The organism is Streptomyces sp. NPDC005141, assembly GCF_053599975.1.
In genome coordinates this window covers 103,869-114,359 of sequence record NZ_JBSFYW010000025.1, presented here as the reverse complement: position 1 = coordinate 114,359, position 10,491 = coordinate 103,869, and the positions used below count along the sequence as shown (strand labels likewise).

The window sequence follows — 10,491 nt, the reverse complement described above, 5'->3', positions numbered from 1 at the left end:
AGGTCCCGGATCGCCTGCGGCGGCGGACCGATCCAGATCAGCCCCGCGTCGAGAACGGCCTGCGCGAAGTCCGCGTTCTCCGAAAGAAAGCCGTAGCCCGGATGAATGGAATCCGCGCCCGAGTCCTTGGCGGCCTGCAGCACCTTGGCGATGTCCAGGTAACTGGTGGCCGGGGTGTCACCGCCCAATGCGAACGCTTCGTCCGCCGCACGGACATGCAGAGCGTCCCGGTCCGGTTCCGCATACACGGCAACGCTCGCGATCCCGGCATCCCGGCACGCCCGGGCCACGCGGACAGCGATTTCGCCACGGTTGGCGATGAGCACCTTGCGCACGATGGCTCCCTCCTTGAAACAAGCCGAGTTTAGGGACAGCCAACACGACGTTTCGACCCGTCCCCAGTGGTGAGCTTGCCCACACGGAGCGTGATACGAGGCTCGCCCTACCCGCGAAATCCCTTGTCGTGCCAAGGCACGCGGGAATCCCTCCCTGAACCCTAGCCCTCCGGTGTGGCCAAGGTCTCTGTGACTCCGTGCTGCGGCCCACAACGATTCTTTGTCGAGTCCCTACGAATGGCCCAACGATTCTTTGCCCTCGGCAGAACCCTTGTCCCGGGGTTTACCCGTTAGTAGCGTTCGGGATGTCTCGAACGTACTTGGGGTAACAGCACGCGGAAGTGGGTGGGGCCGGTGGTGCGCAGACCGGTGGCATGGGTGGCGGCGATCGTGCTCTTCGTGGAGGCGATAGGTATCGCACTCCTCAACTGGTTCCTGGGAGTGGTCGTCGACCGCCAGGACATGTCCCTGGCGGGGCTCGACTCCGACATGATGTCGGTGTCCTCGAAGGTCGGCGGACTGGTCTTCGGGCTCTACTTCGCGGCGTGTGCGGTGTCCGCACTGCTGGTCGCGCTCCGCGATCGAGCGCCGGGTCTCCTCGGGCGTGTCCTGCTGGTCAGCGCGGCCGTGGTGCACGCCCTGCTCGGCGCCTTCACGGTCGGTCTGGTGGGCTGGGGCGCCTTCGCCTTCATGATGGTCGTGCTCGGCCTGATCGTGTTCACCCTTCTGGCGTACGACCGCCGGGAGACCGGGCCCGTCGACGCCGCGCCGCAGGGTGTCGGGAACGGCGACGGTGAAGGGGAGGGTGTCGACGAGGGGGAGCCCGTCGACGCGAGCCGGCCCGTCGACGCGGGTCAACCTGTCGAGGGCCATCGTGCCGACGAGGGGAAGAGTGTCGACCTGGGGAAGGGTGCCGACCTGGGGAAGGGTGCCGACGCGAAGAGGGTCGGTGAAGGGGAAGCCGCCGTCACGCCGCCGCCCGCCCCCTCGACCACCTGACGCCCCTCCCGGCGAGCCGAACTCACCGAGCGGATCGACCGACGCCCCGACCGGCCGGCCGAGCCTTCCGGGCCGGTCGAGCGACGCCCCGGCCGGCCCTCTCGTCCGTCCGGTCGGCCTCTCGGTCGGCTGCGCTTTCCGGGTCGGTCGGCCAGGCGCTCTCGGTCGGTCGAGCCTCCTCGCCCGGCTGGCCGTCTTCATGGCCGGTGAGCCCTTCGTGCCGACCGACCGGTGCTCCGACCTGCTGAGCCCTCCGGGTCGGTCGGCGGAGCCCTGTTGGCCGCCCGGCCCTCTCGTCCGGCCGGTCGGTCTTCCGGTCGGCCCGAGGGTTCCCGGTCGGCCGGGCGTTCCCGTTCCGGTCGTGCGGCCGTCAACGCGTCCCGGCTGAGGGCTCGTTACCCCGGCCGTTCGGGTGTTCCCTCGGCCTCCCGGTCGCCCCCGCGGTTCTCACTTCTCCCGGGGCGTCCACAACTCCGTGATGCCGACGCCCAGTTTGCCCAGCAGCCTGCGCACCATCGGCAGCGAGATGCCGATGACATTGCCGTGGTCGCCGTCGATGCCCTCGATGAAGGGAGCCGAGCGGCCGTCGAGGGTGAACGCGCCCGCCACGTGGAGGGGTTCGCCCGAGGCGACGTAAGCGGCGATCTCCGCGTCGGTCGGCTCGCCGAAGCGGACCACGGTCGAGGCGGTGGCGGACTCCCACCGCTTCTGTGTCGTGTCCCAGACGCAGTGTCCCGTCTGGAGTGTGCCCGCCCTGCCCCGCATCGCCTTCCAGCGCGCGGTGGCCTCCTCGGCGTCCGCGGGCTTGCCGAGGGCCTCGCCGTCCAGGTCCAGCACCGAGTCGCAGCCGATCACCAGCGCGCCCTGGACCTCGGGGCGTGCCGCCACGACGGAGGCCTTCGCCTCGGCGAGCGCGAGGGCGAGTTCGGCGGGGGTGGGTGCGGATACGGCGTCCTCGTCGACCCCGCTCACGATCACCTCGGGGGCGAGTCCGGCCTGCCGCAGCAGGTTGAGTCGGGCGGGGGACTGCGAGGCGAGCACGAGACGGCGGCGCGGCTGATCGGTCATGGGGTCAGGGTATCGGCGCCGATCGGCCCTTGCCTCGGCCGCCGTTCGCTCCATGCGGGCGGTTCGGGACCGTCCGATGCCGACTGCGGACCGGACCGGCGGGAATCCCGGTCGGCCGACCGTCGGACGCGGGGTAGCGCCGCGGATGCCGACGGGGTCAGCGGACGCCCAGAAGGATCATCGCGACCACCATGGCCAGCGCCATGAGAACGCCCAGGCGCCGCAACATGTCCTGCATGTCGCGGAGTTCCTTGGGAGGTTCGTTCTCCGGATCGGACCACAGCATGTCCTCGATCGTGCGACGGCGGGACGGCCGGGCGCCTGAGTACGCGTACTCAACTTGCGGGCATCCTGTGTAAACGGGTCTGGGGTTTCTTTAGTGCGACAGGGCCTGCTACGGTCATGGGTGTCACTAAAGGAACTCTAGTCCCGTTTGAGTGGCAGGAGAGGGAATCGCCATGTTCACCACCGCCTGGACCGCATCGCCCCAGCTCCCCAGCGAAGGCTTCACCCCCAACTGGTCGCGCGAGGGCTTCTGGCGCCAGTCGCTCCGCCAGGTCGTCCGCCTCACCGCGGGCGGCGACCGGCTCCGCGTCCGGCTCTCCAACGCGTACGGCACCTCGCCGCTGCGCATCGCGGGCGCCACCGTCGCCCGTACGGCGCGCGGGGCGGCCGTCGAGGCGGGCTCGGTGCGGCGGCTCACCTTTCGAGGGTCCGCCTCCGCCGAGATCCCGGCGCACGGCCATCTCGTCAGTGATCCCGCCGAACTTCCCCTGGAATCACTGGAATCAGTGACCGTCACCCTGCACTTCGACGCCGTCACGGGGCCCGCGACGTTTCACGCACAGGCCTTCGCGACCAGTTACCGGGGCGCCGGGGACCGCCTCCACGACCTCGAAGGGCACGGCTTCACGCAGGACACCGAATCCTGGTACTTCCTGTCCGCCGTCGAGGTCGACGCGGGCGGACGCGGGGACGGGATCGCGCTCTTCGGCGACTCCATCGCCGACGGCTTCGGCTCCACCCCGGGCGCGGACCGGCGCTGGACCGACGCGCTCGCCGAACGCACCGGAAGGCCCGTCCTCAACGCCGGCATCGGCGGGAACCTGCTGCTCAACGACTCCGCCTGGTACGGCGAGAAGGGCGTCCACCGGCTCGCCCGCGACGTCCTCGGCCACCCGGGCGTGGACACACTGGTCGTACTCCAGGGCGTCAACGACATCGGCTTCAGCGAGACGGACGAACAGCCGACCTACCGGCCGGCTCCGGTGGTCGAGGCCGATGAACTCATCGCCGGATACCGGACGTTGATACACGCGGCCCGCGCCCGTGGGCTCCGGGTGATCGGCGCGACTCTGCTGCCCTTCGGCGGCTCCGACCACTGGGGCGAGCACGCGGCGAAGGTGAGCCACGAGGTGAACGCGTGGATCCGCGACCCGGCGCGGGGGGAATGGGACGCGGTCGTGGACCTGAACCGCGCCCTGGCCGATCCGGCGGACCCGGACGGGCTGCACCCGGCGTACGACTTCGGCGACCACCTGCACCCCGACGACGCCGGGTACGCGGTGATGGCCGAAGCCGTCGCGACGGTGCTTCAGGGCCTGTCGGCCCCGGTCACGCCCTAGCCGGGCCAGTAGCTGCGGCCCCAGGTCGTCGGCCCCGGCCGCGGGAGCCGGTGCGCGGCGATGCGGGCGGGGTCGGACCAGGAGTCGCGCGACCCGGACGCGCCGGACGGGGCGGATGCCGCCGCCGCGGCGCGTACGCGGACCACCGCCAGTGCGGCGGCCAGCTCCTCCGGGGTCGGATTGCCCCGTACGACCTTGATCGTCATGTCTGCTCCCAGGATCCGGGTCTGCGGGGACTAGAGCGGAATGTTGCCGTGCTTCTTCGGGGGCAGTGATGCCCGCTTCGTGCGCAGCTGACGCAGTCCGCGCACGACGTGGGAGCGGGTCTGCGACGGCATGATCACGCCGTCGATGTAGCCGCGCTCGGCCGCCGCGTACGGGTTCAGCAGCGCGTCCTCGTACTCCTGGATCAGCCGGGCCCGGGTGGCCTCCTGGTCCTCGGCGGCCGCGATGGTGCGGCGGTGCAGGATGTTCACCGCGCCCTGCGCGCCCATCACGGCGATCTGCGCGGTGGGCCAGGCGAGGTTGAGGTCGGCGCCCAGGTGCTTGGAGCCCATGACGTCGTACGCGCCACCGAAGGCCTTGCGGGTGATGATCGTGATCAGCGGGACCGTCGCCTCGGCGTAGGCGTAGATCAGCTTGGCGCCGCGGCGGATGATGCCCGTGTGCTCCTGGTCGACGCCCGGGAGGAAGCCGGGCACGTCCACGAAGGTGAGGACGGGCACGTTGAACGCGTCGCACGTCCGCACGAAGCGCGCGGCCTTCTCGCTCGCGTCGATGTCCAGACAGCCGGCGAACTGCATCGGCTGGTTGGCGACGATGCCCACCGGGTGGCCCTCGACCCGGCCGAAGCCGGTGAGGATGTTCGGCGCGAACAGCGCCTGCGTCTCGAAGAACTCGGCGTCGTCCAGGACGTGTTCGATCACCCGGTGCATGTCGTACGGCTGGTTCGCGCTGTCCGGCACGATCGTGTCCAGCTCGCGGTCCTCGTCCGTGAGGGCGAGGTCCGCCTCCTCCGCGAACACCGGGGGCTCGCTGAGGTTGTTGGACGGCAGGTACGACAACAGCTGCTTGACGTACTCGATGGCGTCCTTCTCGTCGCCCGCCATGTGATGGGCCACGCCCGACACGGCGTTGTGCGTGCGGGCGCCGCCCAGCTCCTCGAAGCCGACGTCCTCGCCCGTCACCGTCTTGATGACGTCCGGACCTGTGATGAACATGTGCGAGGTCTGGTCGACCATGACCGTGAAGTCGGTGATGGCGGGGGAGTACACCGCGCCGCCCGCGCACGGTCCGACGACCAGGCTGATCTGCGGGATGACGCCCGACGCGTGCGTGTTCCGGCGGAAGATCTCGCCGTACATGCCGAGAGCGCTGACGCCCTCCTGGATCCGCGCGCCGCCCGAGTCGTTGATGCCGATGACCGGGCAGCCGGTCTTCAGCGCGAAGTCCATCGCCTTCATGATCTTCTGGCCGAAGACCTCGCCGAGGGCACCGCCGAAAACGGTGAAGTCCTGGGAGAACACGGCGATCGGGCGGCCGTCGACCGTGCCGTAGCCGGTGACCACGCCGTCGCCGTACGGGCGGTTCTGCTCCAGCCCGAAGTCGGTCGACCGGTGCCGCGCGAACTCGTCGAACTCGACGAAGGAACCCTCGTCCATCAGCAGTTCGATGCGCTCACGAGCCGTCAACTTGCCCTTGGCGTGCTGCTTTTCGACGGCGCGTTCCGAGCCGGCGTGCGTCGCCTCTTGGATGCGGCGCTGCAGATCCGCGAGCTTGCCCGCGGTGGTGTGGATGTCGGGGTGTTGCAGCTCTTCCGGCTCGGACATCGGGGTGCGGCTCCCTGCCTGCTCTAAGGGGACGTAAGAGTGAGGTGCTCAGAAGGGGGGCTTGCTACTCATCCGTAGCGTAGTGGTGTGCCTACCGATCGGCAGTGCGGCGTTTACCACACCTAGGGTGGGTTGCATGACGCCGCGAGATGCAGCAGACGCGAACGACAATCGGTGGTCCGACCTGGACCGTCCGCCGCTGAACGGGGCCGCCCTGCGCCGGGCACTGGTCCGTGACGACGGCTTGTGGAGCGACGTGGAGGTGGTGGAGCGCACCGGGTCCACCAACTCCGATCTGGTCGGCCTCGTGACCAAGGAACGGGCGGAGGAGGGCGCGGTCCTCGTCGCCGAGGAACAGAACGCCGGGCGCGGCCGTCTGGACCGCCAGTGGACGGCGCCGGCCCGCTCCGGCCTCTTCTTCTCCGTGGTGCTGAAGCCCACCGGTGTTCCCGTCGAACGCTGGGGCTGGCTGCCGCTGCTCACCGGCGTCGCCGTCGCGACGGCGCTCTCACGCTCCGCCGGGGTCGACACGGCACTCAAGTGGCCCAACGACCTGCTGGTCACCGTGGACGGCGAGGAGCGCAAGGCCGGCGGCATCCTCGCCGAGCGCGCGGGCACCGACGCGGTCGTCGTCGGCATCGGCATCAACGTCTCGCTGCGCGAGGACGAACTGCCTGTGCCGGGCGCCGGATCGCTGGCGCTGGCGGGCGCGACGACCACGGACCGTGACACCGTGCTGCGGGCCGTGCTGCGCTCCCTGGAGCAGTGGTACGAGCGCTGGCGCGCCGTGGGCGGCGACCCCGCAGCCTCCGGCCTGCAGGAGACGTACGCGGCCGGGTGCGCGACCCTCGGGCGCGAGGTGCGGGCCGAGCTGCCCGGAGGCCGGTCGATCGTCGGGGAGGCGGTGGCCGTGGACGGGGACGGGCGGCTCGTCATCGCCACGGAGGAAGGCGTGCAGGAGCCGGTGGGCGCCGGAGACGTGGTGCACCTTCGGGCGGTGTGAGGTGGGTCCGCGGGCGGAGCGACGCGATGGGTCCGCGGGCGGAGTGACGTGACGGGCCGGCGGAGGTGCGAGGCGACGGGCCGGCGGGCGGTGTGACGCGACGGGGCCGAGGGTGGTGTGACGTGGTGCGTCCGCCGGCGGTGCGACATGGTGTGCCGGAGGGCGGAACGACGTGGTGCACTCGACCTCGGCACCGTCCCCGACCTCGGTCCCGGCATCGGGAGTGAGCCAGCGCACACCTGCCGTAGAGTTGAGCGCGGTCGATACCTGACCACGGCAGATCGGAAGGGCAGCAGGCGTGACCGTCGACGACACCGGCTCCGGCACGGGTGCCCACCCCGCCCCCGACGGCGAGCCGGGCCGTACCGCCGGGCCGGTCACGGACGCGACACCCGCACGGGCCGCCGCGGACGGCGACACCCGGCAGGACGACCGTCCCGACACCGGGACCGGCACCGGCCCGGAGCACCGCCCGGACCTCCGCCCGGAAGACCGCTCGGACGCGGGAACCGGCATCCGCAGGGACGACCACTCCGACGTGGGGAGCGACATCCACAGGGACGACCGGCCCGACGCACGACCGGACGTCCGGCCCGACGCTCGGCACGAGGCGAACGGCCGGGTGGACCCGCAGGCCGAGCCGGACTCCGGGGAGGACCCGCTCGCGCTGCGTCTGGAGGGGCTCATCCTCGGCGCGGAGCGCCGCTACACCCCGTTCCAGGCGGCCCGCAGCGCCGGCGTCTCCATGGAGCTGGCCTCCCGCTTCTGGCGGGCGATGGGGTTCGCCGACATCGGCCAGGCCAAGGCGCTGACCGAGGCGGACGTGCTCGCTCTGCGACGCCTCGCCGGTCTCGTCGAGGCGGGCCTGCTGAGCGAGGCCATGGCCGTCCAGGTCGCCCGGTCCACCGGGCAGACCACCGCCCGTCTGGCCGAATGGCAGATCGATTCCTTCCTGGAGGGTCTGACCGAGCCCCCCGAACCGGGGATGACGCGCACCGAGGTCACGTACCCGCTGATCGAACTGCTCCTGCCCGAGCTGGAGGAGTTCCTCGTCTACGTCTGGCGCCGCCAGCTCGCCGCCGCCACCGGCCGGGTCGTGCAGGCCGCCGACGACGAGGAGATGGTCGACCGCCGTCTCGCTGTCGGCTTCGCCGACCTGGTCGGCTTCACCCGGCTGACACGCCGCATGGAGGAGGAGGAGCTCGGCGAGCTCGTCGAGGCCTTCGAGACCACGGCGGCGGACCTGGTGGCGGCCCACGGGGGACGGCTCATCAAGACCCTGGGCGACGAAGTGCTCTACTCCGCGGACGACGCCGGTGTCGCCGCCGAGATCGCGCTGCGGCTCATCGAGACGATGGCGAACGACGAGACGATGCCGGAGCTGCGCGTCGGCATCGCCTTCGGCACGGTGACCACCCGCATGGGCGACGTGTTCGGTACGACCGTGAATCTGGCGAGCCGCCTCACGTCGATAGCTCCGCGCGACGCCGTCCTCGTCGACGGCGCCCTGGCGGAGGAGCTGACCCGTACCGGCGACGCTCCGGCCTCCGAGGCGGAGGCCGCCGAGGCCGCGGCCACCGCGGAGAAGGAGGGCGAGGAACCGCCCTCGTACCGCTTCGCGCTCCAGCCGATGTGGCAGCGGCCGGTCCGCGGACTCGGCGTCATCGAACCGTGGCTGCTGGCCCGCCGCGACAACCAGACCTAGCGGGACCCCGCGCCCGGCCGATCCGGGGCCGGGCGAGCCGGGCCGTGCGCACACGGCCGGCGCGCGTCTGCCCGGTGCCGCCCTGCCCGGGTCGTCACTGGTGGCCGGGTGACAGCAGCCCGTTCACGCAGATGCCGACGATCGGTACGCACACGTTCGGCGGCTGGTGCGACGGCGCCGGTGCGGGGGCCGTCGGGGACGGGGTGGTGTGCCGCGGGGCCGTGGTGGTGGGGGCGGACGTCGGCGCCGGTGGCGGTGGAGTCGTCATGGCGGCCGTGGGGATACCGGTGGTGTCCGGCGCGGTGGTGACGGGGGCGTCGCCGCGGGCCGCCGGGATCGCGGCGGGTGCCGTCGGGAACGGCGTCGGGTTCACGCTCACGCCCGAGGTGGGTGCCAGGCTCTCCCCGCCCATCACGGCGCTCCCCGTGGCGCCCGTGGCGCTCCCCTGGGCGGTCCCGGGGTGTCCGGAGGGGGGCGCGGTCTCGACGGCGTTGACGGCGTCGCCCGCCGTGTCCGTGGCCGTCGCGGCCGGCTCCGTCTCCGGGGTTCCGCCGCCCCCGATCATCGACTCCGGTGTCATCCGGGCGAAGCTCAGCACTCCCGCCGCGAGCGCGAATCCCCCGACGGCGAAGAGCACGCGTCGCGGCCGGGGCCGGCGGTGCCTCCCCCGGACCGTACGGAGCCGGACGGGAGCGGGGTCGTTGTCGCCGGGTGCGTCCACGGGCCCGTGGACGCCGGCCGACCGCGGCGCCGGAACGATCCCTCGCGCCTGAGCAGCGGGATTCCCCCCGCCCTCCGGCACCTGAACGCCCGCCGTGGCCTCGGCTCCGCGCGTTCGGGCGCCTGCCGCGGCCCCGCCTCCCCGTGTCCTGGTGCCCGCCGCGCCCTCGGGCGTCACCACCCCTGGTGCGGTGCCCCAGATCTTCGCGGCCCTGTGGGGTACGGCCCCGGCGTTCGCGGAGGCGGCCGCCACGGACCCGGCCGCCACAGAGCCGGGCTCCGTGACTCCGGCCGCCGCGGCGAGGGTGTCCGGAGCACTGGTCCTCGCGACACCGACGGCCGTGGGTCCGATCCTCCCGGTACCGGCGGTCCCTGTGGCTCCGGGCGGGGCGGCCTCCGCGTTCGCGCTCCCGTCCTTCTTCCCGTTGCCGACGGTCGCGGACGTGGCGCTGCCGGCGTCCGCGGCCGGTGTCGGCCGGGTCCCCGTGGGCCCGGTCTTCGTGGCCGCCGACGGGGTGGACCCTGTCGCCTCGGCTCCGGGGGCCACGTGCCCGGTCCCTGCGGGTGCGGCCGTCGTGGCCCCGGCGTCGGCACCGCTCGCTTTCGCGGAGTCGGCCGTCGCGGACCGCGCCGGCGTCACGCCGTCCTTCGGGGCGGCGGCCCCGGCGGCTCCCGTCGCCACGGTGGCTGTCGTCACGGCGCCCGCGTTCAGCGCGCCGTACGCGGTGGCGCTGAACGGCGTGGGGGCGGGCATCGCCTTGCTGAGCGGCTTGACGCGGACCCACCGGGAACCGGCCGGTGCGGCGGCTGCCGCGGCGGCCCCGGTCGCCGTGGCCCCGGTCGTCCTGGAGCCGGACCGCGGAGGGCCCACCTTCGTGGAGAGGGACGGCGCCGAACCCGCCGTGCCGGCCGGGGGCGGGCAGCCGGGCGAGGTGTCGGGCGGAGTCGCCCCGGACTGTCTCGGGGCCATCGGCCGCGTGGCGATGGCTGTGGCTCGTGGGTCCGGCCGGGTGCTGCCGGCCTGCGGTGTCTCGCGGTTCGTCATGGTCGTCCCTCCCCGGTGTGCCGGCGTCCCGAATGCGCTGTGGCGGTGCGCAGGTTATGCGCGCTTTGAGGGCCGCGAACCGGAGTTGGGCGGGATGTCACTCGAACGAGGAGGTACGGGGCGAGGGGGCGGGTTTCGTCGAACGGCCTCGGCTGCGATGAT

The 10,491-nt window shown here is 72.4% G+C and carries 9 protein-coding genes and 1 pseudogene; 4 read left to right on the top strand and 6 right to left on the bottom strand.

All coding sequences use genetic code 11. The features are described 5' to 3' along the window. A partial coding sequence (locus ACWD68_RS21220) for a biotin carboxylase N-terminal domain-containing protein (RefSeq protein WP_451807969.1) occupies positions 1 to 335 on the bottom strand: 335 nt, incomplete at its 3' end. Positions 336 to 689: 354 nt separating this feature from the next. Between ACWD68_RS21220 and ACWD68_RS21215 the strand changes: the two are divergent. Next, a pseudogene (locus ACWD68_RS21215) lies at positions 690 to 1,163 on the top strand (hypothetical protein); the annotation flags it as partial. Positions 1,164 to 1,781: 618 nt separating this feature from the next. Here ACWD68_RS21215 and ACWD68_RS21210 read toward each other — a convergent pair. Both ACWD68_RS21210 and mmpB read right to left on the bottom strand, forming a co-directional pair. Next, positions 1,782 to 2,402 carry a Maf family protein gene (locus ACWD68_RS21210; RefSeq protein ID WP_451807968.1) on the bottom strand — a complete coding sequence of 207 codons (621 nt, stop codon included), beginning with the start codon at positions 2,400 to 2,402 and terminating at the stop codon, positions 1,782 to 1,784. Between the two features lie 157 nt (positions 2,403 to 2,559). Continuing rightward, the gene (gene mmpB / locus ACWD68_RS21205; RefSeq protein WP_451807967.1) at positions 2,560 to 2,688 is read right to left on the bottom strand and encodes a morphogenic membrane protein MmpB; all 129 of its coding nucleotides are present in this window, start codon (positions 2,686 to 2,688) and stop codon (positions 2,560 to 2,562) included. Positions 2,689 to 2,860: 172 nt separating this feature from the next. Between mmpB and ACWD68_RS21200 the strand changes: the two genes are divergently transcribed. Continuing rightward, positions 2,861 to 4,027 carry an SGNH/GDSL hydrolase family protein gene (locus ACWD68_RS21200; protein ID WP_451807966.1) on the top strand — a complete coding sequence of 389 codons (1,167 nt, stop codon included), beginning with the start codon at positions 2,861 to 2,863 and terminating at the stop codon, positions 4,025 to 4,027. Here ACWD68_RS21200 and ACWD68_RS21195 read toward each other — a convergent pair. Both ACWD68_RS21195 and ACWD68_RS21190 read right to left on the bottom strand, forming a co-directional pair. Next, positions 4,024 to 4,233, bottom strand: coding sequence for an acyl-CoA carboxylase epsilon subunit (locus ACWD68_RS21195; protein ID WP_451807965.1), 210 nt, complete (start codon positions 4,231 to 4,233; stop codon positions 4,024 to 4,026). The genes ACWD68_RS21200 and ACWD68_RS21195 overlap by 4 nt on opposite strands. A gap of 30 nt (positions 4,234 to 4,263) precedes the next feature. After that, on the bottom strand, positions 4,264 to 5,856 hold the full coding sequence (locus ACWD68_RS21190) for an acyl-CoA carboxylase subunit beta (RefSeq protein ID WP_451807964.1): 1,593 nt from the start codon (positions 5,854 to 5,856) through the stop codon (positions 4,264 to 4,266). Between the two features lie 136 nt (positions 5,857 to 5,992). Here ACWD68_RS21190 and ACWD68_RS21185 point away from each other — a divergent pair, with 136 nt between their 5' ends. Together ACWD68_RS21185 and ACWD68_RS21180 are read left to right on the top strand one after the other, a co-directional pair. Continuing rightward, entirely contained in the window at positions 5,993 to 6,859 is an 867-nt protein-coding gene (locus tag ACWD68_RS21185) for a biotin--[acetyl-CoA-carboxylase] ligase (protein WP_451807963.1), read from the top strand. A gap of 298 nt (positions 6,860 to 7,157) precedes the next feature. Next, the gene (locus ACWD68_RS21180; protein ID WP_451807962.1) at positions 7,158 to 8,564 is read left to right on the top strand and encodes an adenylate/guanylate cyclase domain-containing protein; all 1,407 of its coding nucleotides are present in this window, start codon (positions 7,158 to 7,160) and stop codon (positions 8,562 to 8,564) included. Between the two features lie 94 nt (positions 8,565 to 8,658). Here ACWD68_RS21180 and ACWD68_RS21175 read toward each other — a convergent pair whose 3' ends face one another. Then, positions 8,659 to 10,329 carry a hypothetical protein gene (locus ACWD68_RS21175; RefSeq protein ID WP_451807961.1) on the bottom strand — a complete coding sequence of 557 codons (1,671 nt, stop codon included), beginning with the start codon at positions 10,327 to 10,329 and terminating at the stop codon, positions 8,659 to 8,661. Between the last annotated feature and the right edge of the window lie 162 nt (positions 10,330 to 10,491).